This is a genomic window from Yersinia mollaretii ATCC 43969, from assembly GCF_013282725.1.
GTDB lineage: Bacteria > Pseudomonadota > Gammaproteobacteria > Enterobacterales > Enterobacteriaceae > Yersinia > Yersinia mollaretii.
This window is the reverse complement of record NZ_CP054043.1, coordinates 1,123,249-1,145,535: the sequence shown is the minus strand read 5'-3', so window position 1 is coordinate 1,145,535 and position 22,287 is coordinate 1,123,249. Positions and strand designations below refer to the sequence as shown.

Here is a 22,287-nt window from a genome sequence, read left to right as displayed (position 1 = left end):
TAGAGAGAGATGGCACTTTTAAATGTAGATAAATTGTCGGTGCACTTCGGAGACGAAGGCGCGCCGTTCAAGGCCGTAGACCGTATCAGTTACAGCATTGAGCAAGGGCAGGTGGTCGGGATTGTCGGCGAGTCCGGCTCCGGCAAATCAGTCAGCTCGCTGGCTATCATGGGGCTGATTGATTACCCCGGCAAAGTGATGGCCGATAAGCTGGAATTTAATGGCCGCGACCTGACCAAGATTTCGGAAAAAGAGCGGCGTCAGTTGGTGGGCTCGGAAGTCGCGATGATCTTCCAAGACCCAATGACCAGCCTCAACCCCTGCTACACCGTCGGTTTCCAGATTATGGAAGCGCTGAAGGTGCATCAGGGCGGCAACCGCAAAACCCGCCATCAGCGGGCGGTGGATCTGCTGACACTGGTGGGGATTCCTGATCCCGCTTCGCGGTTGGATGTTTACCCGCACCAGCTCTCTGGTGGCATGAGCCAGCGGGTGATGATTGCCATGGCGATTGCCTGTCGGCCCAAACTGCTGATTGCTGATGAGCCGACCACCGCACTGGACGTCACTATTCAGGCGCAAATTATTGAGCTGCTGCTGGAGTTACAGCAGCGGGAAAATATGGCGCTGTTGCTGATTACCCATGACTTGGCACTGGTGGCCGAGGCCGCCCATCATATTATTGTGATGTATGCCGGTCAGGTGGTGGAAACCGGTAAATCGTCGGAAATTTTCCGCGCACCGCGCCATCCCTACACACAGGCACTGCTGCGAGCCTTACCTGAGTTTGCGCAGGATAAAGCGCGGTTGGCATCACTACCGGGTGTCGTGCCGGGCAAGTATGACCGCCCAGAGGGCTGCCTACTTAACCCGCGCTGCCCGTATGCCAATGATCGTTGCCGCCGTGAAGAGCCTGAACTGCTGGGGCCAGCGGGGCGTCAGGTTAAATGCCATACACCGCTCGATGATGCGGGGAGGCCGACCCTATGAGCCAGAATAACACTGACATGAAACCAGAATCGCAAGTCGACAAGCCATTGTTGCAGGCCATTGATCTGAAAAAATACTATCCGGTCAAAAAAGGGTTCTTTGCTCCAGAGCGCTTGGTTAAAGCACTCGATGGTGTCTCCTTCACCTTGGAGCGCGGCAAAACCTTGGCGGTGGTAGGGGAGTCTGGCTGTGGGAAATCTACACTGGGCCGTCTGCTAACCATGATCGAGATCCCCACTGGCGGGGAGCTTTACTACCAAGGGCAGGATTTACTCAAGCCGGATGAGAGTGCGGAAAAGCTGCGCCGTCAGAAGATCCAGATAGTGTTCCAGAACCCTTATGGTTCCCTGAATCCACGGAAGAAAGTGGGGCAGATACTGGAAGAGCCGCTGCAAATCAATACCCAGCTCAACAGCAAAGAGCGGCGCGAGAAAACCTTGGCGATGATGGCGAAGGTCGGCCTGAAAACCGAGCACTACGACCGCTACCCTCACATGTTCTCCGGTGGTCAGCGCCAGCGTATCGCCATTGCGCGCGGCTTGATGCTGAATCCGGATGTGGTGATTGCTGATGAACCTGTTTCGGCGCTGGATGTCTCCGTGCGGGCGCAGGTATTGAACCTGATGATGGATTTACAGCAGGAGCTGGGGCTGTCCTATGTCTTTATCTCCCATGACCTGTCTGTGGTTGAGCATATCGCCGATGAAGTGATGGTGATGTATCTGGGTCGGTGTGTTGAGAAGGGTAGCAAAGAGGCCATTTTTAACAATCCACGCCACCCCTATACGCAGGCATTGCTTTCGGCGACACCGCGCCTGAATCCCGATATGCGCCGCGAGCGCATCAAGCTGACGGGTGAGTTGCCTAGCCCAATGAACCCACCACCGGGCTGTGCATTCAATGCGCGCTGCCGTCGTGCTTTTGGCACTTGCACTCAGTTGCAACCGCAATTAAAGCAATATGGTGACCAAATGGTGGCCTGTTTTGCGGTTGATCAGGATGAGGCGGAGAAAGCCAGTTAATCCTGCAATATCGTAAGGTGATATTAATAATAAAAACGCTGGTTATCCGGCGTTTTTTTATCAATGAATGCCTAACGCGGTCTTTAAATCATTCGTGGTATTGATTGACATGAAAAAACAACGCCAGAGTGAGAAATAGCACTCTGGCGTTGTTATCCTGATAGGAAAACACCGAAACCCACGGTATTCTTCCCCTCCGGTTTAGTATCACAAGATAAAATCTGAAAGCGATCGAGTATACTCAGACAGAATCGACGGGTAGCCCCATGATGTGGCAACCACTTTTTTTATTCAGTCGGCATTGGCGGAGAGCGAGTTTGCGGGTAAGGCGTTCATTAACGATTAAACAAATGGCGGCAGTCGCAGTGGTTGCACTGGTGACCATCTGCATTTTTATCGTCCTTCAGTTATTCCACTTTGTGCAACAGCGCAAGGATGACTACGCCAAGCAATTGGAGAGTATCGCTTATTCCGTTCGCCAACCCTTGTCCGAAGCCATATTAAGTGTTGATGTCCCGCAAGCTAAAAAAATCCTCAATAATCTGTTGCCGATTGGCATTCTCAGCCGCGCTGAAGTGATTTTGCCGAACCAAATTCAGGTATTACACGCCAACTTCCCTACCGAGCGGCCTGTGCCCCGCTGGGCCAAGCGCATTTTTTCCCTGCCTGTCGAGATAACCCTGCCGCTGTATGCGCTGGAGCGAGTCTCCGCCAATCCGCAACCGCTGGCGCATTTAGTGTTGCGGGCAGACTCCTATCGGATGTACCAATTTATTCTCAGCGCACTATCAGCCATGCTCTCGACCTATTTGTTGCTTGCATTGGTACTTTCGGTTTCAATCGCTTGGTGTATTAATCGGCTGATTATTCACCCACTACGGGCGATGGCGAAAGAGCTGGAAAACATTGGTCAGCAGGGGGTGCTGCATCACCAACTCACCTTACCCGCCCACCATCAGGATGATGAGCTGGGGGTTTTGGTGCGCAATTATAATCGTAACCAACAGCTATTGGCCGAAGCCTACACGGACATGAGCCGTATCAGTACTCGCTTCCCGGTCACAGAATTGCCTAACCGCTCGCTGTTTATGCATCTGCTTGAGCAGGAAATCAGCGGGGGGATGCGGAATGAAAAATTTCACCTGCTGGTGATTGGCATCGAAACCTTGCAAGAGGTTTCTGGCGTGATGAGCGAAGAACAACACCGTCAACTGCTGTTGACGATGGCGCAGCGCCTCGAGCAGTGCATTGATGAAAACAGCTTGTTGGCGCAACTGAGTAAAACCGAATTTGCGGTACTGGCCAGAGGCATCAGCCGCCCCTTCCCCGCCATGCAACTGGCGCGGCAAATGATGCTGCAAATGACCCAGCCACTGCTTTTCGGCAATATCCAACTGCGACCCAGTGCCAGTATCGGGATTGCCGATTACCAATCTCAAGGTGAAACCGCCGAATCCCTGATGCGAAATGCCAGCACGGCAATGATGGCCGCCCATCATCAGGGGCGAAACCAGATTTTCGTGTTTGAACCGCACTTGACTGAGAAAACCCAAAAGCGGCTGACACACGAAAACGATATTTTACAGGCGATTGAGAACCGCGATTTTACGCTCTTTTTGCAGCCACAATGGAACATGCAAGAAAAGCGGGTGATTGGTGCTGAAGCCCTATTACGTTGGCGTCAACCCGACGGCAGCTATCGATCGCCTTCTGAGTTTGTTCCGGGAGCGGAAGAGGGAGGAATGATGATGCCGCTGGGTAACTGGGTGCTGGAGGAGTCGTGCCGCATTCTGGCCGACTGGAAGACCCAAGGGATTACCTTGTCACTGGCGGTTAACATTTCCGGCTTGCAGGTACAAAGTGACCAATTTCTGCCACATCTGCAAAGCCTCATTAATCAGTATCAGATCGACCCGCGCAAGCTGTTGCTGGAGATTACCGAGACTGCCCGCATTCAGGATCTTGATGAAGCACTGACCTTACTGCGCGAGTTACAAGGGCTGGGTTTGTCTATCGCTTTGGATGATTTTGGTATGGGATATTCAAGCCTACACTATCTCAACCACCTGAAAGGGCTGCCAATAAACATGATTAAGCTGGATAAGAGCTTTGTGAAGCACTTGCCAGAAGATGATGCCATGGCGCGTATTGTGAGTGCCATTTCCGAGGTGCTGAAGCTGCGAGTGATGGCCGAAGGGGTCGAGACCGATGAGCAGCGCCAATGGTTGCTGAAGCATGGTATTCAGTGTGGGCAGGGTTACCTATTTTCGGAGCCGTTAGCACGCGAGGTGTTTGAGTCTCGGTATACTCTTCGTCCTTGACGCCACAGCGTTGTTAGCTGCACTCGCTTACCCGAATCACTGACTTGAGTCAGCTCATCGGGATGCGCTCGTTTGCTGCCTAGCTGTAACGCCAATGCCTTTGAGTATCCTCTTCATCCTTGACGTTACAGCGTTGTTTTGATGAGTATCGTCTATCCTACTTAACCTTCGCCCTTGCTGCGCCTTTGGGGTAATTCTTCTTGTTGTGAGTTATCTTTTTGTAAATCACTGCAATAAAGTAAATTATCAGTGTTTTCGTCTAATGGATTTATATCAAAATATTATCCTTTCCTATATTAAATAATATTTATATTTAAGTGAAAATAGCTGTTCGCGCGGGGGTTGAGATATATATTAGCTCATCCATTTTCTTCCGAAATAAGGAAAATAATAGCCATTATATAAAAGTACTTAAAACTGATAATAATACCGATAAGAAAATATTGGACTGGAATCTATTTGTCCTAATTTGAGCGGACCTACAATATTATTACCCGTCACGTCAAGGCTATTTACCTTACCAATAATCCCGCCAGAAATAGTGTCAATCCCTTGTCATACCTGCGATATAACAGAAAAACGACAGTAGCTAGACATTAGTGAAAACTATTTACTTTGAACTTTGTCACATAAATGGACATTGGCGTCATTAATTTCAAACTATTAGCCATGGATCTCGGAACTTTATATCAAAATAAATAGAATGCTGTTCCATAACTGTTTTTTGTATTTTTTGGGATAAGTATGTTTTTATTAAAATAAGGTAACTGTAATGAATATTAAATTATTATCTCTGGCAGTGGCATCACTTCTCAGCACCAGCGCAATGGCCGTAACTATTGACTATCGTCATGAAATGCAAGACCAAAGTGGCAACACTCATAAAGACCGATTATTAATGTCTCACCGCTTTGCTAATGGCTTCGGGTTATCTCTGGAGGGCAAGTGGAAAGGTGCTCAAGATAAAGATAAAGCATTTAACGAAACAGTCAGTAATGGCACCGAAGTGGTTGCCAGTTATGTCTATAAAATTGATAAAACATTCTCTATCGAACCCGGCTTCTCATTAGATTCCAGTTCGACGGCTAACAGCTATCGCCCTTATCTGCGTGGTAAGGCAAATATCGTTGACGATCTCTCTATTTCATTACGTTATCGTCCTTATTACAAACGCACCAGCGCCAATATTAATACGAAAAAAGACACGTCTGAAAATGGTTATAATCTGACGAGTGTCCTGAGCTACAAAATTAACAAAGATTTCCAATTAGACTATGAGTTGGATTACAAACAAGCCAATAAGGCCGGCGTTGTGCTGTCAGATAACGAAAATTACGATTGGACCCACGATTTTAAATTAACGTATAAGTGGGATAAAAACTGGTCGCCATATATGGCCGTCGGTAATGTCTCCGGCAGTAAAACCACGGATGAACGCCAAACCCGTTATCGTGTAGGGGTCAAATACAGCTTCTGATTTATCACTAAAATGATCAGATTCTGACCTCTGGGGTCACACCTCACCATAACGATTTTTGACAGGTAAAAGTAATGAAAAAAAGAGCATTATTTTTGAGTATGGCTGCGCTGGCAACGCTGTATATACCCGCTGGACAAGCAGCGGATGCCGACCGCCTGACGGTGGTGAAGCAGTATGTCGATAATGTGTTGAGCAAAGCATCGGACACTTATCACGGTGATAAGCCCAGTCCGCTGCTGGCAGATGGTGTTGACCCCCGTACCGGGCAGCAACTGGAATGGATATTCCCCGATGGCCGTCGGGCCGTGTTATCAAACTTCTCTGCACAACAAAACCTGATGCGTGTCATGAGTGGCCTGAGCCAGTTGAGTGGCGATAATCGCTATCAAAAACGCGCTGAAGATATCGTCCGCTACCACTTCCAGAATTATCAGGACCCAAGCGGCTTGCTCTACTGGGGCGGTCACCGTTTTGTTGACCTGAAAACACTGCAACCCGAAGGACCGAGCGAAAAAGAGAAAGTGCATGAGCTGAAAAATGCCTATCCCTACTATGACCTGATGTTCAGTGTCGACAGCGATGCCACTGCCCGCTTTATTCGTGGCTTCTGGAACGCCCATGTTTATGACTGGCGTATCCTCGAAACCAGCCGCCACGGTGAATATGGCAAGCAGATGGGCGCATTGTGGGAGAGCAAATTTGAGCAACAACCGCCTTTCTTTGCCACCAAAGGGCTGAGTTTCCTCAATGCGGGTAATGACCTGATCTATTCAGCTTCGCTGCTCTACAAGCACCAGCAGGATCAAGGGGCATTAGTGTGGGCTAAGCGTTTGGCCGATCAATATGTATTGCCGCGCGATGCTAAAACCGGCCTTGGCGTCTATCAGTTTACCCAAGCGTTGAAACGCGAAGAGCCAACGGATGATGCTGATACGCACTCCAAGTTTGGTGATCGTGCACAGCGCCAGTTTGGTCCAGAGTTTGGCCCAGCCGCGCTGGAGGGCAATATGATGCTCAAAGGGCGCACCAGTACGCTTTACTCTGAAAATGCGCTGATGCAGTTGCAACTGGGTAAGGATTTGGGGGCTCAAGGGCAGGATTTACAGAAATGGACTGTGGATGGCCTGAAAGCGTTCGCCAAATATGCTTATAACGATCAGGACAATACTTTCCGCCCGATGATTGCCAACGGGCAGGACTTATCGAATTACGCGCTGCCACGTGATGGTTATTACGGCAAAAAAGGGACGGTGCTTAAACCGTATAAAGCGGGCAACGAATTCCTGATCTCCTATGCCCGCGCTTATGCCATTGATAACGATCCGCTGCTGTGGAAAGTGGCTCGCGGTATTGCAAACGATCAGGGGCTGGGTGATATCGGCACCGCACCGGGTAAAGAGATGAAGGTCAAACTGGATACCACCAACAGTGACCCCTATGCTCTGTTTGCATTGCTGGACCTCTACAATGCTAGTCAGGTGGCTGATTATCGGCAATTAGCAGAGAAGATCGGCGATAACATCATCAAAACTCGCTATATCGACGGCTTCTTTATGGCCTCGCCGGATCGCCAATATGCCGATGTTGATGCTATCGAACCTTATGCATTACTGGCGCTGGAAGCTTCACTGCGCAATAAGCCACAAGCCGTTGCACCCTTCCTGAATGGCGCTGGTTTTACCGAGGGAGCTTACCGAATGGACGATGGTTCTGCGCGGATTTCAACCCGCGATAATGAACTGTTCTTACTCAATGTGGGTGAGAAGCTGCAACCGAACGGTCGTAAATAGTTCCGACAGCGGCCCGTGCTGGGGTCGCTGTTGATAAAAGTGCCGAGCAATGGCTTCCCAGGGTCTATCTGCTCGGTGCTTTTCCCCTCGGGGGCTGTCGCTAGCCCCCATCTTGAATCACACCCACTACAACCGAATTACTGTAACTGAGCCACAATTAGGGGCCAACGGGCATCAAACTCTTGTGTCGGCCGATAGCGGAACTCAGAACGCACAAAGCGCGACAGCATCCCTTCACAAAACGCCAGCAACTGGGTTGCCAACAGAGCCTCATCATGGATAAAGCCTTGCCCGTCGCGCAGTTTCTTCTCGCGCAGCACCTGACGTAGCTGAACTTCAATACGTTCAAATAGCTGGTTAATCCGGCCTTGCAAACGATCTTGTTCAAACATCAGTGCATGCCCCGTCATAATCCGGGTTAGCCCAGGATTGCGCTCCGCAAATCCTAATACCAGCAGCAGGATCAAACGGAGGCGATTGAACGTCTCTTTTTCATCTTGCAGAATCAAATTGATGCGGGACATCAAACTATCTTCGATAAACTCGATCAGGCTGTCAAACATCCTCGTTTTACTGGGAAAATGCCGATAAAGCGCGGCTTCAGACACCCCCACATTGGCGGCGAGTTTGGCGGTAGTAATGCGTTGGCTGCCATCGCTGGATTCCAGCATTTGCGCTAAAGCCTGCAAAATTTCCTCGCGCCTGTTCCTTTTAATATTCTCTTTTTCTGCCATGTCCGAGTAGACCCTTGCTAAAAATGACTTAATAACAAAAACCCAAATACCGGCCGCACTGGGTACCAAGCCCCGGCGGCTTATGTGATAGCTTTTTTACGGTATCAAGGTCTAGGGTAGGTTATTGGCGTCCAGAATGACCAAAACCACCGGTACCACGTTCAGTCAGGTCAAAATCTTCAACCAGATTGAATTCTGCTTGTACCACAGGAACAAACACCATCTGTGCGATACGCTCGCCGGGTTCGATAGTGAAAGGCTGTTGACCACGGTTCCAGACTGACACCATCAACTGCCCTTGATAGTCGGAGTCAATCAGGCCAACCAGATTGCCCAATACTACGCCGTGTTTATGCCCTAACCCAGAGCGAGGCAAAATGACGGCAGCCAGTGCGTTATCGCCAATATGTATGGCTAAACCTGTCGGTAACAATGTAGTTTGACCCGGCAGCAAATCCACTGCCTTATCCAGACAGGCGCGTAAATCCAGCCCAGCAGAACCTTCTGTCGCGTAGGTTGGTAGCGGGAATTCATTGCCAACACGTGGGTCCAGAATTTTAATGTCGATTTTTTTCATCATAACGGCTGACAATCTCGTCTATTAAATGCTGACTAAGGAGGTGCTTATCGCTGAGCGGTAAACGTTTCTCTCCCGTCGGCCAAAAAAGGTGCAAGGCATTAGTGTCACTGTTAAAACCATGCTCTGCGAGCGAAACATCATTAGCGCAAATAAGGTCCAGATTCTTTCGCGCTAGTTTTTGTCGCGCGTATTCTTCCACATTCTGGGTTTCGGCAGCAAATCCAACAACAAATGGACGATTTTTAGCCATTGAAGCCACTCCAGCCACAATGTCTGGGTTTTTCACTAACTTAAGGGTAATTTCATCGCCCTGTTTTTTAATTTTCTCGTCCGAAATTTGCTCTGCGCGGTAATCCGCTACCGCAGCACAAGAAATAAAAATATTCTGCTGAGCGGCTAAATTCTGAACGGCTTGCTGCATCTCAAGCGCACTGACAACATCAATACGATCAACACCAGCAGGTGTCGGGAGATTCACTGGCCCGGCGACCAATGTCACCTTCGCCCCTCTTTCAGCGACAGCTTGCGCGATAGCGAACCCCATCTTGCCCGAACTTTGGTTGCTGATAAAGCGTACGGGATCAAGTGCTTCACGGGTTGGCCCGGCGGTAATCATGACACTCAAATGTTGCAGGTCTTGTTTTGCAGAAAAATAATCATGCGCCAGTGCGACGATTTCCAGCGGGTCTAGCATTCTACCCGGCCCGACATCACCGCAAGCCTGACTGCCGCTATCTGGCCCCCACAATAATACTCCGCGATTGGCGAGTGTCTGTAAGTTCGCTTGGGTCGCAGCGGCACGATACATCTGTTGATTCATGGCGGGCACTGCTGCGACAGGTGCTGCAGTTGCCAGACAAACCGTGGTCAGCAGGTCATTAGCCATGCCTGCCGCGACTCTGGCCAGCAAATCGGCGGTGGCGGGGGCCATAATTACTAAGTCAGCCCATTTACCTAGCTCAATATGGCCCATCGCCGCTTCTGCCGCAGGATCGAGTAAATCATCAGAGACGGGATAGCCCGAGACTGCCTGCAACGTGAGTGGTGTAATGAACGCTTTGGCGGCGTCGGTCATCACCACGCGCACATCCGCGCCTCTGTCGCGCAAGCGGCGGACCAGCTCAGGTGATTTATAGGCGGCGATCCCCCCACTAATCCCGAGCACGATATGTTTGCCGGAAAGTCCCGTCATCATGATTGTCCGAATGAAAGCTGTAAGAGCCGATATTTTAGCATAACAGCTGAGCAGATTAGCTATCAGGCCATCTCCTGATGCCATCAATCGTCAAATTTGCGAGGCGTTACGCATGCTGTTAATCATCAGCTCGCGGGGCATAAAACCTTCTGCCATGCTTTCCGCGCTGTTCAGGGATTACAGGAGTCAAAGGATGGATGAGTGGTATGGGCAGAGCGCCCCAAGAGAAAAATTACTAAAATATGGCGCTGCTGTGCTGTCAGATGCCGAGTTACTCGCGCTTTTTCTGCGCACCGGTATTCCGGGGATGCATGTCATGAAGATGGCTGAGTGTTTGATTGAAACCTTCGGTTCGTTACATGGGCTGATGTCTGCGGATTATCAGACGTTATGTGCCCAAAAGGGGATTGGTGCATCGAAATACAGTCAGATTCAGGCTATCGCAGAACTGGCCAGTCGCTGCTTTTCATCGCATCTGATGCAAGAGAGTGTCCTGCTCAATCCCAAGGTCACACAACAATTTCTGCAAAATATTCTTTCTCATCGTGAGCGTGAGATTTTTTTAGTCATGTTTTTGGATAATCAGCATCGTGTGATTCGCCATGAGGAGATGTTTACTGGTACCATCAGCAGTGTTGAGGTTCATCCGAGAGAAATTGTGCGTGAAGCGCTGAAGGCGAATGCCGCCGCGTTGATTCTGGCGCATAATCACCCTTCGGGTAAGGCTGAACCGAGCCAAGCCGACCGTTTGATGACGACGCAGGTGATAAAAGCCTGCTCAATATTAGATATTCGGGTGCTCGATCATTTGGTAGTCGGTCGGGGTGAATGTGTCTCATTTGCTGAACGCGGATGGCTTTAGTGAAATAATAATTGATCCTTTTAGGATCTTTAGCTGTTCGGGACTTGAGCACTTACGCTTCAGAGCGTATACTACGCCACCTTTGAGAATCTTGGGTTTGGCGTGAAGAGCCTATCTCAGCAGGTTTATAACCTGGTGACAGGGGTTTCTGACCTGATGACAGTGAGTCTTCTCAGTGAGTTTGCTGAGATGGGCTCTAAAGCCTGACGAGGCGGCCAAATCCTATACGAAGCTCGAGCTGATTTGATTTTTGGAGAATAGACATGTCCCGAGTCTGCCAAGTTACTGGCAAGCGCCCGGTGAGCGGTAACAACCGTTCCCACGCAATGAACGCGACCAAACGCCGTTTTCTGCCGAACCTTCACTCTCACCGTTTTTGGGTTGAGGGCGAGAAGCGCTTTGTAACTCTGCGTGTATCTGCTAAAGGTATGCGTGTTATTGATAAGAAGGGTATTGAAACGGTCTTGGCCGAACTTCGTACCCGCGGTGAGAAGTATTAAGGAACTGAATCATGGCTAAAGGTGTTCGCGAGAAGATCAAGCTGGTTTCTTCTGCTGGTACTGGTCACTTCTATACCACTACGAAGAACAAGCGTACTAAGCCGGAAAAATTGGAACTGAAGAAATTCGATCCAGTTGTCCGTCAACACGTGATCTACAAAGAAGCTAAAATTAAATAATTTTAGTGGATTAAGAAAAACCCGGCCTCGGCCGGGTTTTTTATTATATAAAGTACAGTGAGATACCTTGAAGGGAGGGGAGATGCCTGAATTACCAGAAGTTGAAACCAGCCGACGTGGGATCGAACCTTATCTTGTCGGCCAGACGATTTTATATGCCGTGGTCAGAAATGCTCGTTTGCGCTGGCCGGTGTCCGATGAAATTTTGGCGCTTAGTGACCAACCCGTACTGAGTGTTCAGCGTCGGGCTAAGTATTTACTGCTAGAGCTACCGACTGGCTGGATTATCGTACATTTGGGGATGTCGGGTAGTTTGCGTGTTCTGCCGGAAGAAACCGCAGCAGAAAAGCATGATCATGTTGATTTGGTGATCAGTAACGGCAAAATATTGCGTTATACCGACCCGCGCCGCTTTGGTGCCTGGTTATGGGCGAAAGACCTTGAGACCAGCAGTGTTCTGGCGCATTTAGGCCCAGAGCCGCTCAGTGACGAATTTAGCCCCCAATACTTGTTTGATAAATCACGGCATAAACGCACGTTGATTAAGCCTTGGTTGATGGATAACAAAGTGGTGGTTGGGGTGGGCAATATCTACGCCAGTGAATCTCTGTTTGCTGCCGGTATTTTGCCAGAACGCGCTGCGGGTTCATTGACGCAAGCTGAAATCTCCCTGTTGGTCACAACGATAAAAGCGGTATTGCTGCACTCTATCGAGCAGGGTGGCACCACATTACGCGACTTTTTGCAGTCGGACGGTAAACCGGGTTACTTTGCGCAAGAATTGCAGGTGTATGGCCGGGCGGGTGAACTTTGTCGCCGTTGTGGACAACGTATTGAAATTGCAAAGCATGGGCAGCGGAGTACCTTCTTTTGCCGCCACTGCCAACATTAATAGCTTTGCATTAGAGACCCGTTAAGCCAGCTTAGCCAATAGTGCTTTAGTCACCGGAGCTGGAAGGAAGGGGGTGATGTCACCACCATGGCGCGCCACTTCCTTCACCAGTGAGGAAGAGATAAACGACCACTTTTCTGATGGCATCAGGAACACACTCTCCAGCTTTGGCATCAAGTGGCGGTTCATATTTGCCAGTTGCCATTCATACTCGAAATCTGAAACCGAACGCAAACCCCGCACCAAAATATTCGCATTATTCTTTTTGGCAAACTCCGCCATCAGTTCACTGAATCCCAGCACTTCAACATTCTTGAGTGGTGCCGTTACTTGTTTTGCCAATGCGACCCGTTCGTCGAGGGTAAACATCGGTTTTTTGCTGGAGCTGTCGGCGATAGCCAGTATCACATGACTAAACATCGCGGAGGCTCGTGTCACTAAGTCCAAATGCCCATTCGTCATTGGGTCAAATGTCCCCGGATAGATGGCTTTGGTGGTCATGAGTTCTCGCTTTTCTGATGTTGATGGCTCAATGCCCACAGAGCCGCATATTTGTTAAAAGTATATTGCGCATTGACCACCGCCAGCAAGAACCCTTGTTTACCATCGAGGAAACCGGCACGGAGCAACCATGTCTTACAGAATGCCCCGAGAGTATGGCTAAGAATTGAAAAATAGCGGCAACTTTTACCTTGTTGATGGCGTTGAGTCGCCCAAGCTTCAGCGTAATTGAGCTGTTTACGCTGAAAAGCGAAGAAATCACGACAAGTCAGATGTAGCAAGTCACCTGCCAACGGAATCACTTTGGCAGAACCACTGGCGAGTGATTCATGAACTAAATCATCGTTATAGTGGAATTGGTGGTGCGGATATAGCCGCGTGACTCTATCGGGATACCAACCGCTATGGCGCATAAAGCGGCCTAAAAACAGATTCCGCCGTGCGCAGCTATAAACTGCGCCCTCTTCTGGGGCCAATAGCACGGTTTCGATGGCGGTTTTTAGCTCTGGGGTAACACGCTCATCAGCATCCAGCATCAGAATATAATCGCCACTGGCATATTGCTGGGCTAATTGCCGCTGCTTGCCATAACCGGGCCATTCCGAATTGCTATGCACTTTCGCGCCATATTGCAGGGCTAGTGCGACGGTATCATCTTCACTGCCAGAATCGAGTATGACTATTTCGTCTGCCCAGCTAACGGATGCCAGACAATCTGCCAGCAGTGAGGCTTCATTCTTGGTGATCATCACCACTGACAGACGTTTTTTAGCACCCATTAGTGGCTCCGTTGCGGCAGATAAGGCTCCAGCAAGTGTAATAGCCGTTGAAGTGCGCCCTGATTTTCATGCAGCACATCAACGGCGTGGCGGCCATAATAGAGGCGGCAATCTTCATCCGTCAGCAGCAGGGTAATCTCTTTCACCAGCGATAAGGTGTCGGTGACGGTAATCAGCCCTTCAGCCTGTTCCAGCTTGGCACAGATATCTTTAAAGTTAAATGTATGTGGTCCCATCAGCACAGGGATGGCATGGGCAGCGGCCTCCAGCGGGTTATGACCACCGCGCTCAACCAGACTGCCGCCCACAAAGGCCAAATCAGCAATGCCGTACAGCAGCATCAACTCGCCCATAGTATCGCCAATCACGACTTGTGTACTGGCTGAAGGAATTTCACCTTTGCTGCGTAATGTGTAACTCAACCCAGCTTTCTGTGTCAGTTCGACTGCTTTCGGGAAGCGCTCGGGGTGACGCGGTACCAAAATCAGCAGCAATGTTGGGAAGCGCTGCAATAATTGGCGATGAGCCTCCAGCAAAATGGCCTCTTCGCCATCATGGGTGCTGGTCGCAATCCACACCGGACGATGTGCTGCCCACTGGCGGCGTAAAGTCACCGCTCTGGCGGCTAATTCAGGGGTGACAGAAATATCAAATTTCAGGCTACCCGTGACCGTCAGTTGTGAGCGCCGAAGACCCAGCTCAATGAAACGATCGCCATCTTCTTGATTTTGTGCCGCGATCAGCGTGATGCGTTGCAGCATATTACGGATAAAACTGCCGATCTTTTTGTAGCCCGCAGCCGAGCGGGCAGAGAGGCGTGCATTGGCAATCACCAGCGGTATTTTGCGGCGATGCAGTGCATTAATCAGGTTTGGCCATAGCTCTGTTTCCATGATAATGACCAGCTTAGGATTGACCTGATCCAAGAAGCGGTTCACAGAGCCGGGGAGATCATAGGGGAGATAGACGTGATGAACGTCTTTACCAAAAGCGGACTGGACTCGCTCGGAACCCGTGGGGGTCATAGTGGTCACGGTAATCGGCAGTGACGGGTAGCGGTGACGCAATGCCCTAACTAACGGAATCGCGGCCAGTGTCTCACCGACTGAAACTGAATGCAGCATGATGCCGCCAGCGACAACTTTACCAGCACAAAAACCATAACGTTCTGCCCAGCGCTTGCGATAAGCGGGGGCTTTACGACTACGCAACAGCAACCGTAGCCAAATCAAAGGTTGAATAAGGTAGAGTAGTACCTGATATAAACGCAGCAACATTCTATCAATTTCATTTATATGGATTGCTAAGAATAATACCATATTTGTGCAAGAAAGGCTCTTTTCGGCTGGGTCTGGCTGATAGCCAGAATAGGATCAGGCTATTCCTAAAAAAGAATATAAATTTTTAACAATTTCAGTAAACGAAGGCCACAAACTGGATTTAATAGGTTCAAAAATGAGAATGGGTTTCATTAGTGTCTGCGGGTAATTAATGATTTGGCGGTAGATGCTGTCAGTTAATTTTTTAGTGGTTTTTTTGGCTGTTATTGGCCTGTAACTCAGTGGGTTATCGTTGGTTGATGAGATTGACGTTTTATTGGGATTATATTTCGGCATTAATTACCTAAACAGAAAAATCTAGGCGAGATTATTCGTAATACCTGAGTTATTTGATTCACTCAATTATCCCAACAATCAATTAGTCATGTTTAACAATCATAAAACAGATAACAATCGACTCTGATAATTAGCAGAGTCGATTGTTATTACAGGATAAATAGTGACTGGCGATATTTTCAGCAAAACACATTACGGGAAATAAAAAATGATCACTTATGAAATCAATGTTTCCAGTCGCGCCATAATGGTTTCAGCGGAAATGGTATCCATGTTTTTTTGCTCGGAAATAACGGCAATCTGATTTTCACCGTAGCCGCCAATTAAGCCCGGGTCGGTGGGGCCATACAGCGTAATGTTGGGGCGACTGAGCGCGGCGGTGAGATGGCTTAGGCCCGTATCGACGGACACCACCGCTTTTGCACCGGCCAGAACTTCTGCCACCTGCTGGAGGCTGAGCTTAGGTAATACCTCAACATGAGGAGCCTGTTCCGCGAGCCGCAAAGCGCGTTGATACTCATGCTCTGCGCCCCAAGGTAATTTGATTTTTAACCCGGTTGGGGCAAGCAGTTCAATCAGTTGCAGCCAGTGGCTTTCAGGCCAGTGCTTGCTGTCGCGGGTGGTCGCGTGCAGGAAAACCAGATATTGACCCGCATCAGCGGGTAACTGACTTAAAAAGCGAGGCGCGATGGCGTAATCACCATAACTTTCTGGTTTTTCATAGCCCAGACTTTTGGCAAACAACTGACGTATACGCTCGACCGCATGTTGCTTGGGGTCAATCTCGTGGCGGCAATTATAGAACCAACTGGCAAATGGCTCGCGAGCGCTTTTGCAATCTGGGCCATGCTTGACGCCCTTGGCGATGCGAGTAATGAGCGCCGCACTTTTAATTAGCCCCTGCGCATCGATCACCAAATCATAACTGCGCTGCTGCACAACACGTTTAAAATCACAACGTTCTTGCCGAGTGTCGGTGCCAAACCAGTTTTTGCGCCAACGGCGGATAGCCACCGGAATCACTTTATCCACTGCCGGATGCCATGTGGGGATCTGACTGAAGCCCTCTTCGACCACCCAATCAAAACGAATGCCCGGAATGGTGTGCATGGCATCTGTCAGCGCAGGCAAGGTATGTAAAACGTCGCCCATTGAAGAGGTTTTAACGATCAATACGTGCATTAATCACCCTCTTTGGCTGAGCATTTTTGTGTGGCGAGCTGCTTCTCAAGCGCATCCATCACTTGCTCTGGCTGGATATCAATCAAACTCTGATGATAACCCTGTGCGCTACCGCCTTTGCGCACTTTTTGATAGCCGGTAATCAGGCGAATAACCGTGGATTTGTCAGACAGTGGTGGGGTGAAATCTGGGCTGCTTGGGCCGTATAATGCGACCAATGGCTTATTTAATGCGGCGGCAACATGCATTAAACCAGAGTCATTACTGACCACCGCACGACAGGCGGCAATCAGCACAACAGCTTGATCCAGCGAGGTCTGACCCGCCAGATTGAGGCAATATTCGCGCGACTCTTCGCCCAGCGCCTGACGAATCTCCTCGCCCGCTTCATTGTCTTTTGCTGAACCTAATAAGACGACCTGATAGCCAGCATCAATCAGTTTCTGCGCCAGCACGGCATAGTGATAGTGTGGCCAGCGTTTTGCTGGGCCAAACTCGGCACCGGGGCAGAACCCAATAATGGGCCGGTTATCCGTCAGATTGTATGACGCCGTGATCTCTGCGATCTCTTCGTCGCGAACCTGCAATTGCGGCCAGAGTAATGGCTGCGGTAAATCCGCTGCTGAATGAATTTGTTCTTTATCATAGGCCAGAGCAACATAGCGCTGGACCATCATGGGGAAGGCTTCTTTATCCAGAATGCGCATATCATTGAGCAAGAAGTAGCGCATCTCGCCACGCCAGCCAATGCGTTGCTTAATCCCTGAAAAATAAGGTATCAGAGCTGATTTAAATGAGTTTGGCAGAACATAAGCACGATCATAGCCTGTTTCTCGTAAGGCAAGACCCAAACGGCGACGCTCCTCAAAAGCAAAAGCCCCATGCCCTAATGGCATTGGGATTGCGTGGCGCACTTCCGGCATTCTGGCCAAAAGCGGACGGCACCACGCGGGTGCCATCACATCAATGTCTGCTGCCGGATATTCGGCCTTCAGGGTGCGGTAAAGACTTTGCGACATCATCATATCGCCAACCCAAGAAGGGCCGATGACCAGTATTTTCATACCGTTTATCAATTCCTTGCAGCAAGTAATTTAGATCGGGCGATTGAGCCACGCCAGATACTCTTTGACGCCTTCGGCGACGGTTTTGAACGGCTTGTCATAACCAGCGGCACGCAAATTAGTGAGGTCGGCTTGCGTGTATGCCTGATAACGGCCTTTCAGTTTTTCTGGGAATTCAATGTATTCCACTGGCCCGCTTTGGTGGAAATCGACCACCGCATCGGCGACAGCCTGGAAGGATTCCGCGCGACCTGTGCCGCAGTTGAAAATACCGGAGACGCCGTTTTGCCAGAACCACAAATTAACGTCAGCGACATCACCCACATAGATGAAGTCGCGTTTGAAGTTTTCACTGCCGGAGAACAGCTTAGGATTTTCACCTGCATTAATCTGATTATTCAGGTGGAAAGCCACACTCGCCATGCTGCCTTTGTGGCCTTCGCGTGGGCCATAAACATTGAAGTAGCGGAATCCACAAATTTGCGAATCAGCTTGCGGCAGGATCTCACGCACATACTGATCGAATAAAAACTTGGAGTAACCATATACGTTAAGTGGTTTTTCGTACTGACGATCTTCGATGAAGTTATCAGTGCGTCCGCCATAAGTGGCCGCAGAGGAGGCGTACAAGAAAGGAATACCGCGATCCAGACAGAAGTGCAGGATATCTTTTGAGTACTGATAGTTGTTATCCATGACGTACTTGCCATCCCACTCGGTGGTGGAGGAGCAGGCACCTTCGTGGAAGATCGCGTCAATATCACCCATATCGTCACCGGCAACGATACTGGCAACAAAATCTTCTTTATCCATGTAATCCGCAATATCCAGATCCACCAGATTGACGAATTTAGTGCCGTCTTTCAGGTTATCCACGACCAGAATATCTTTATAACCTATATTATTCAGTGCTTTAACAATGTTGCTGCCAATGAAGCCGGCGCCGCCAGTGACGATAATCATCAGGATCACCCTTGTTAATCTTCTTGGTCGGGCACAATACCCGACACGCTATTTGGCATTATCATAACATTTCATCGGATAGCGCACAGCCGGAAGGGGGCTAATCTCTCGTTTTCTATGCTGCTTTAGGATTGTTCACCGTGATATGTGCTGCATTTTTTGCAATATAAGACAAGGTTGCTCGTCAGTTCCCCTATCAGGCAGTAAAATGTAAGGCGAAACAGCCCATTCTGGAGATAACCGCATGTCCCTGCCTTCTGAGAGAAACCCGTTTTATCAGCAACTAGAACAACAACTCAAAACTACCCGTGCTGAAGGGTTGTATAAAAACGAACGGATCATCACCTCTGCCCAACAAGCCGATATTTCTGTCGCTGATGGGAACCGCGTAATTAATTTCTGCGCCAATAACTATTTGGGGTTAGCCAACCACCCACGACTGATCGCGGCGGCTAAAAAGGGCATGGATACCCATGGCTTTGGCATGGCCTCGGTGCGTTTTATCTGCGGCACGCAAGACACACATAAAGAGCTTGAGCAGAAACTTGCCAGTTTCCTCGGCATGGAAGATGCCATTCTTTACTCCTCTTGCTTCGATGCCAACGGCGGCTTGTTCGAAACCTTGCTTGGGCCAGAAGATGCCATTATTTCTGATGCGCTGAATCATGCCTCCATCATTGATGGCGTGCGGTTATGTAAAGCCAAGCGCTACCGCTATGCCAACAATGACATGAGCGAGTTGGAGGCACAGCTAAAACAAGCTAAAGCCGAGGGCGCGCGCCATATTATGATCGCCACCGACGGCGTGTTCTCCATGGACGGTGTTATCGCCAATCTGAAAGGCGTCTGTGATTTAGCCGATGAATATCAGGCACTGGTGATGGTCGATGATTCTCATGCGGTGGGCTTTGTCGGGGCCAATGGTCGGGGTACGCATGAATACTGCGAAGTAATGGATCGTGTTGATATTATCACCGGCACCTTGGGTAAGGCGCTGGGTGGAGCATCAGGGGGTTATACGGCTGGCCGCAAAGAGGTGGTCGAGTGGCTGCGTCAGCGCTCACGGCCCTATCTGTTCTCAAACTCATTAGCCCCAGCAATCGTTGCGGCTTCAATTGAAGTGCTATCGCTCTTGGAAGATGGCGCTGAACTGCGCGATCGTCTATGGGCGAATGCTCGCTTATTCCGTGAGAAAATGAGTGCTGCTGGTTTCACCTTGGCCGGTGCTGACCATGCCATTATTCCTGTCATGTTGGGTGATGCGACATTGGCGCAAGAGTTTGCCAATGCATTGCTGAAAGAGGGGATTTACGTCACTGGCTTCTTCTATCCGGTGGTGCCAAAAGGTCAGGCGCGTATTCGTACTCAGATGTCGGCAGACCACACCACAGAGCAGGTCGAACGGGCTATCGAAGCCTTTGTACGTATTGGTAAGCAACTTAACGTTATTGCGTAAGGAATGTCATGAAAGCACTGTCCAAACTGAAAGCAGAAGAAGGTATTTGGATGACCGATGTGCCGCAGCCAGAGCTGGGCCACAACGACATCATGATTAAAATTCGCAAAACCGCTATCTGTGGTACTGATGTGCATATCTATAACTGGGATGAGTGGTCGCAAAAAACGATCCCCGTCCCTATGGTGGTCGGCCATGAGTATGTGGGTGAAGTGGTCGCCATTGGTCAGGAAGTGAAAGGCTTTAATATTGGTGACCGGGTGTCTGGGGAAGGCCATATCACCTGTGGACATTGCCGTAATTGCCGTGGAGGGCGTACCCATCTTTGCCGCAATACCGTGGGTGTTGGTGTGAATCGCCCCGGCTCTTTTGCCGAGTTTCTGGTGATTCCTGCCTTTAATGCGTTCAAGATCCCAGACAACATTTCCGATGAGTTAGCCGCTATTTTTGACCCCTTCGGCAATGCCGTGCATACCGCGTTATCCTTTGATTTAGTGGGGGAAGATGTCTTAGTTTCCGGCGCTGGCCCGATTGGTATCATGGCTGCCGCTGTCTGTAAGCACGTCGGCGCTCGCCATGTTGTTATCACCGACGTGAATGAGTACCGCTTGGATCTGGCACGGAAGATGGGTGTCACGCGGGCGGTTAACGTCAGCAAAGAGAACCTGAATGACGTGATGGCTGAGCTGGGCATGACAGAAGGTTTTGATGTGGGCTTGGAAATGTCAGGCGCACCGCCTGCGTTCCGTTCATTGCTTAACTCAATGAATCACGGCGGGCGTATTGCGATGCTGGGGATACCACCCTCTGATATGTCCATCGATTGGAATCAGGTGATCTTCAAGGGGCTGTTTATCAAAGGGATTTATGGCCGTGAGATGTTCGAAACGTGGTACAAAATGGCGGCGCTGATTCAATCCGGTTTGGATTTAACCCCGATCATCACTCACCGTTTCTCCATTGATGAGTTTCAGGAAGGCTTTGATGCGATGCGCTCAGGGAAGTCGGGCAAAGTGATATTAAGCTGGGACTAACTCCCGTCGGACTTGATGTGGCAGGATTGAAGGCGGGGCAGCCAGATAAGGGTTGCCCCGCTTATTTTTAAGCCAATTATGGATTATCCACTTTTGATTTTTCCGCTGTTGGAGCCTCTATTTTCAGTTCATCGATTTTCGGTTTATCAATAGTCGATTTATCAATAATCGGCTCACCAATATTCAGTTTATCAATCGGCTCTACAGGTGCTGACGGCGTAAAATAGCGCTGAATAAAGTTCATCGCCGGGCTTTCCATCAGACTCTCGCCAATAACGCTAAACATCCTGCCAGCATAGATTTTCTCTGGTGTATAACTGGCTTTTGCATGACATTGCTTGATGGCTTTCAGGCGAACCGGTTCACGTGGCTTTGATTTACCCGGCGAGACTGCGCCACTGTTATTTTGCTGTGGCTCATTGAGCAGCGCACTCGGCCGGACTAATACGATGTCAGACGGCAACTGAGGCAGCATCTGTTGCAGCACTTTAATGGTGGCCGGATGCGGGTGCCCGATAGCAATGGCAGAGCCATTTCGACGCGCCAGTTCGACTGCGCGGTTAAACTGCTGGCGGATCGCGGCTTCATTTTGTGAGTCATCCAAAAAGACTTTACGCTTAATCACTTTGACGCCAGTCCCTTCAGCCGCTCTGCTCGCTTGGCTATTGCCGATGGTCACGCTGTCGAGGAAATAGAGCTGATAGTGCTCCAGCGCCTGCATCACTTTCTGCATACCCGGCAAACTGGAGGTCATCGCGCTACCCATATGGTTATTCATGCCTTTTGCATAAGGGACGTTACTGACCGCCTGGCGAATAATGCGCTGAATCTCTTCGCTACTCATTGACGGCTGCAATGTATCGCGCTCCAACGGCTGCTTGCTTAGGGGGGCCATTGGCAGATGAATCAGGATTTCACGGCCCTGATTATGGGCTTTGACCGCCATCTCTCGGGCATAAGGGGCATTAGGCAGAATGGCGACCGAAATAGGTAGCGGCATCTGTAACACCTTGTTTTCATTCTGAGGGCGATAACCAAAGTCATCAATAACGATGGAAAGTTTGCCCGCCTGTGCGGCGTTGGCGATCAGTAGGGTGCTTACGATGATAAATCGGCGTGTGTTGAAATAGCGCAATACGTGTTCCCT

General features: G+C 49.7%; 21 protein-coding genes. 11 read left to right on the top strand and 10 right to left on the bottom strand.

Annotated elements, in window-relative coordinates; all coding sequences use genetic code 11:
- Positions 1 to 9: 9 nt before the first annotated feature.
- The 5 genes from dppD (at position 10) to HRD69_RS05020 (ending at position 7,603) form a co-directional block, all read left to right on the top strand.
- The gene (gene dppD / locus HRD69_RS05040) at positions 10 to 990 is read left to right on the top strand and encodes a dipeptide ABC transporter ATP-binding protein (RefSeq protein ID WP_004875527.1); all 981 of its coding nucleotides are present in this window, start codon (positions 10 to 12) and stop codon (positions 988 to 990) included.
- A 17-nt stretch (positions 991 to 1,007) separates the two neighbouring features.
- Positions 1,008 to 2,012: a dipeptide ABC transporter ATP-binding subunit DppF gene (gene dppF, locus HRD69_RS05035; RefSeq protein ID WP_004875528.1), complete on the top strand. Its 1,005-nt coding sequence runs from the start codon at positions 1,008 to 1,010 to the stop codon at positions 2,010 to 2,012.
- Positions 2,013 to 2,329: 317 nt separating this feature from the next.
- The gene (gene hmsP, locus HRD69_RS05030; RefSeq protein ID WP_204365654.1) at positions 2,330 to 4,333 is read left to right on the top strand and encodes a biofilm formation regulator HmsP; all 2,004 of its coding nucleotides are present in this window, start codon (positions 2,330 to 2,332) and stop codon (positions 4,331 to 4,333) included.
- A 772-nt stretch (positions 4,334 to 5,105) separates the two neighbouring features.
- Entirely contained in the window at positions 5,106 to 5,810 is a 705-nt protein-coding gene (locus HRD69_RS05025) for an oligogalacturonate-specific porin KdgM family protein (RefSeq protein ID WP_004876906.1), read from the top strand.
- A 74-nt stretch (positions 5,811 to 5,884) separates the two neighbouring features.
- Positions 5,885 to 7,603, top strand: a complete 1,719-nt coding sequence (locus HRD69_RS05020; RefSeq protein ID WP_032815293.1) for a pectate lyase — start codon at positions 5,885 to 5,887, stop codon at positions 7,601 to 7,603.
- A 137-nt stretch (positions 7,604 to 7,740) separates the two neighbouring features.
- On the opposite strand, the gene slmA is transcribed toward HRD69_RS05020, so the two are convergent.
- The 3 genes from slmA to coaBC form a co-directional block, all read right to left on the bottom strand.
- Positions 7,741 to 8,337, bottom strand: coding sequence for a nucleoid occlusion factor SlmA (gene slmA, locus HRD69_RS05015; RefSeq protein WP_004876908.1), 597 nt, complete (start codon positions 8,335 to 8,337; stop codon positions 7,741 to 7,743).
- Between the two features lie 121 nt (positions 8,338 to 8,458).
- A complete protein-coding gene (gene dut, locus HRD69_RS05010) occupies positions 8,459 to 8,917 on the bottom strand; it encodes a dUTP diphosphatase (RefSeq protein ID WP_032815296.1) in 459 nt (152 codons plus the stop codon).
- Complete coding sequence (gene coaBC, locus HRD69_RS05005; protein WP_004876910.1) at positions 8,895 to 10,112, bottom strand: bifunctional phosphopantothenoylcysteine decarboxylase/phosphopantothenate--cysteine ligase CoaBC; 1,218 nt, start codon at positions 10,110 to 10,112, stop codon at positions 8,895 to 8,897. The genes dut and coaBC overlap by 23 nt, the downstream gene beginning before the upstream one ends.
- A gap of 193 nt (positions 10,113 to 10,305) precedes the next feature.
- Between coaBC and radC the strand changes: the two genes are divergently transcribed.
- The 4 genes from radC to mutM all read left to right on the top strand — a co-directional run bounded on the left by radC (position 10,306) and on the right by mutM (position 12,545).
- Positions 10,306 to 10,974, top strand: coding sequence for a RadC family protein (gene radC, locus HRD69_RS05000; protein ID WP_004876911.1), 669 nt, complete (start codon positions 10,306 to 10,308; stop codon positions 10,972 to 10,974).
- 263 nt (positions 10,975 to 11,237) lie between these two features.
- A complete protein-coding gene (rpmB, locus tag HRD69_RS04995; protein WP_019213058.1) occupies positions 11,238 to 11,474 on the top strand; it encodes a 50S ribosomal protein L28 in 237 nt (78 codons plus the stop codon).
- Between the two features lie 11 nt (positions 11,475 to 11,485).
- Complete coding sequence (gene rpmG, locus HRD69_RS04990) at positions 11,486 to 11,653, top strand: 50S ribosomal protein L33 (protein ID WP_004392084.1); 168 nt, start codon at positions 11,486 to 11,488, stop codon at positions 11,651 to 11,653.
- An 82-nt stretch (positions 11,654 to 11,735) separates the two neighbouring features.
- Positions 11,736 to 12,545, top strand: coding sequence for a bifunctional DNA-formamidopyrimidine glycosylase/DNA-(apurinic or apyrimidinic site) lyase (gene mutM / locus HRD69_RS04985; RefSeq protein ID WP_004876912.1), 810 nt, complete (start codon positions 11,736 to 11,738; stop codon positions 12,543 to 12,545).
- 21 nt (positions 12,546 to 12,566) lie between these two features.
- Here the strand turns inward: mutM and coaD are convergent, their stop codons facing one another.
- From coaD to rfaD, 6 genes are all read right to left on the bottom strand, one after another.
- Positions 12,567 to 13,046 carry a pantetheine-phosphate adenylyltransferase gene (gene coaD / locus HRD69_RS04980; protein ID WP_032815299.1) on the bottom strand — a complete coding sequence of 160 codons (480 nt, stop codon included), beginning with the start codon at positions 13,044 to 13,046 and terminating at the stop codon, positions 12,567 to 12,569.
- Positions 13,043 to 13,825, bottom strand: a complete 783-nt coding sequence (locus tag HRD69_RS04975) for a glycosyltransferase family 2 protein (RefSeq protein WP_032815300.1) — start codon at positions 13,823 to 13,825, stop codon at positions 13,043 to 13,045. Before HRD69_RS04975 ends, coaD begins: the two co-directional genes overlap by 4 nt.
- Positions 13,825 to 15,102 (bottom strand): lipid IV(A) 3-deoxy-D-manno-octulosonic acid transferase, encoded by a 1,278-nt coding sequence (waaA, locus tag HRD69_RS04970; RefSeq protein WP_004876914.1) that lies wholly within the window; start codon positions 15,100 to 15,102, stop codon positions 13,825 to 13,827. Before waaA ends, HRD69_RS04975 begins: the two co-directional genes overlap by 1 nt.
- Positions 15,103 to 15,657: 555 nt before the next feature.
- Positions 15,658 to 16,623, bottom strand: a complete 966-nt coding sequence (rfaC, locus tag HRD69_RS04965; RefSeq protein WP_032815301.1) for a lipopolysaccharide heptosyltransferase RfaC — start codon at positions 16,621 to 16,623, stop codon at positions 15,658 to 15,660.
- Positions 16,623 to 17,687: an ADP-heptose--LPS heptosyltransferase RfaF gene (gene rfaF, locus HRD69_RS04960; protein WP_004876916.1), complete on the bottom strand. Its 1,065-nt coding sequence runs from the start codon at positions 17,685 to 17,687 to the stop codon at positions 16,623 to 16,625. Before rfaF ends, rfaC begins: the two co-directional genes overlap by 1 nt.
- A gap of 30 nt (positions 17,688 to 17,717) precedes the next feature.
- Positions 17,718 to 18,650 carry an ADP-glyceromanno-heptose 6-epimerase gene (gene rfaD / locus HRD69_RS04955; protein WP_032815302.1) on the bottom strand — a complete coding sequence of 311 codons (933 nt, stop codon included), beginning with the start codon at positions 18,648 to 18,650 and terminating at the stop codon, positions 17,718 to 17,720.
- A gap of 244 nt (positions 18,651 to 18,894) precedes the next feature.
- On the opposite strand from rfaD, the gene kbl reads away from it, so the two are divergent.
- Positions 18,895 to 20,106 (top strand): glycine C-acetyltransferase, encoded by a 1,212-nt coding sequence (gene kbl, locus HRD69_RS04950; protein WP_004876919.1) that lies wholly within the window; start codon positions 18,895 to 18,897, stop codon positions 20,104 to 20,106.
- 8 nt (positions 20,107 to 20,114) lie between these two features.
- Positions 20,115 to 21,140, top strand: coding sequence for an L-threonine 3-dehydrogenase (gene tdh / locus HRD69_RS04945; protein ID WP_004876921.1), 1,026 nt, complete (start codon positions 20,115 to 20,117; stop codon positions 21,138 to 21,140).
- Between the two features lie 76 nt (positions 21,141 to 21,216).
- On the opposite strand, the gene HRD69_RS04940 is transcribed toward tdh, so the two are convergent.
- On the bottom strand, positions 21,217 to 22,275 hold the full coding sequence (locus HRD69_RS04940; RefSeq protein ID WP_004876922.1) for a divergent polysaccharide deacetylase family protein: 1,059 nt from the start codon (positions 22,273 to 22,275) through the stop codon (positions 21,217 to 21,219).
- Positions 22,276 to 22,287: the final 12 nt, after the last annotated feature.

What these genes read in the sequence shown, in the direction of transcription:
- dppD (WP_004875527.1), top strand. Translation starts at nt 10, where the DNA reads ATGGCACTTTTAAATGTAGATAAATTGTCGGTGCACTTCGGAGACGAA.
- dppF (WP_004875528.1), top strand. Translation starts at nt 1,008, where the DNA reads ATGAAACCAGAATCGCAAGTCGACAAGCCATTGTTGCAGGCCATTGAT.
- HRD69_RS05025 (WP_004876906.1), top strand. Translation starts at nt 5,106, where the DNA reads ATGAATATTAAATTATTATCTCTGGCAGTGGCATCACTTCTCAGCACC.
- HRD69_RS05020 (WP_032815293.1), top strand. Translation starts at nt 5,885, where the DNA reads ATGAAAAAAAGAGCATTATTTTTGAGTATGGCTGCGCTGGCAACGCTG.
- slmA (WP_004876908.1), bottom strand. Translation starts at nt 8,337, where the DNA reads ATGGCAGAAAAAGAGAATATTAAAAGGAACAGGCGCGAGGAAATTTTG.
- dut (WP_032815296.1), bottom strand. Translation starts at nt 8,917, where the DNA reads ATGATGAAAAAAATCGACATTAAAATTCTGGACCCACGTGTTGGCAAT.
- coaBC (WP_004876910.1), bottom strand. Translation starts at nt 10,112, where the DNA reads ATGATGACGGGACTTTCCGGCAAACATATCGTGCTCGGGATTAGTGGG.
- radC (WP_004876911.1), top strand. Translation starts at nt 10,306, where the DNA reads ATGGATGAGTGGTATGGGCAGAGCGCCCCAAGAGAAAAATTACTAAAA.
- rpmB (WP_019213058.1), top strand. Translation starts at nt 11,238, where the DNA reads ATGTCCCGAGTCTGCCAAGTTACTGGCAAGCGCCCGGTGAGCGGTAAC.
- rpmG (WP_004392084.1), top strand. Translation starts at nt 11,486, where the DNA reads ATGGCTAAAGGTGTTCGCGAGAAGATCAAGCTGGTTTCTTCTGCTGGT.
- mutM (WP_004876912.1), top strand. Translation starts at nt 11,736, where the DNA reads ATGCCTGAATTACCAGAAGTTGAAACCAGCCGACGTGGGATCGAACCT.
- coaD (WP_032815299.1), bottom strand. Translation starts at nt 13,046, where the DNA reads ATGACCACCAAAGCCATCTATCCGGGGACATTTGACCCAATGACGAAT.
- HRD69_RS04975 (WP_032815300.1), bottom strand. Translation starts at nt 13,825, where the DNA reads ATGGGTGCTAAAAAACGTCTGTCAGTGGTGATGATCACCAAGAATGAA.
- waaA (WP_004876914.1), bottom strand. Translation starts at nt 15,102, where the DNA reads ATGTTGCTGCGTTTATATCAGGTACTACTCTACCTTATTCAACCTTTG.
- rfaC (WP_032815301.1), bottom strand. Translation starts at nt 16,623, where the DNA reads ATGCACGTATTGATCGTTAAAACCTCTTCAATGGGCGACGTTTTACAT.
- rfaF (WP_004876916.1), bottom strand. Translation starts at nt 17,687, where the DNA reads ATGAAAATACTGGTCATCGGCCCTTCTTGGGTTGGCGATATGATGATG.
- rfaD (WP_032815302.1), bottom strand. Translation starts at nt 18,650, where the DNA reads ATGATTATCGTCACTGGCGGCGCCGGCTTCATTGGCAGCAACATTGTT.
- kbl (WP_004876919.1), top strand. Translation starts at nt 18,895, where the DNA reads ATGTCCCTGCCTTCTGAGAGAAACCCGTTTTATCAGCAACTAGAACAA.
- tdh (WP_004876921.1), top strand. Translation starts at nt 20,115, where the DNA reads ATGAAAGCACTGTCCAAACTGAAAGCAGAAGAAGGTATTTGGATGACC.